Here is a 428-nt window from a genome sequence, read left to right on the forward strand (position 1 = left end):
TTTCAAGAACACTATGAGCAAAGAACAGATATGTGGTCCACTGATCCATCATTAACAGACGCTGCTGTGATGTCTCTGAAGGCATGGCGTTCCAGGGAAAAGGATGCACTTGCTTCGGTGCTGGATATCGGCTGCGGGAACGGCAGGGCTCTTGAACATTTACAAGGACTGTCGGCATATACCGGCATTGATCTTTATGAGCATGAGGAATGGCAAGGATTAAAGAAGAGAAAAGAGGTTCCTGTCCATTTTTATCATCAAGATTTTATGTCCTGGTCGATGAATCAAGGGCGCGAGCTGACGTTTGATCTGATTTTAGATCATGGCTGCTTTCACCATCAGCACCCTGATGACCACGAACGATACTGAAAGCAGATTTCCTCGCTGCTTCATGAAGGTGGTGTGTTTTCCCTTGTTGTATGGGGAGA

1 protein-coding gene is annotated in these 428 nt (G+C 46.3%); it reads left to right on the plus strand.

The annotated features are described in order from the left end of the window. On the plus strand, positions 1-369 hold a 369-nt coding region (locus VSR34_RS38740), incomplete at its 5' end, for a methyltransferase domain-containing protein (RefSeq protein ID WP_342965279.1). Positions 370-428: the final 59 nt, after the last annotated feature.

The organism is Paraburkholderia sp. JHI2823 (assembly GCF_038900695.1).
GTDB classification, from domain to species: Bacteria; Pseudomonadota; Gammaproteobacteria; order Burkholderiales; family Burkholderiaceae; genus Paraburkholderia; species Paraburkholderia mimosarum.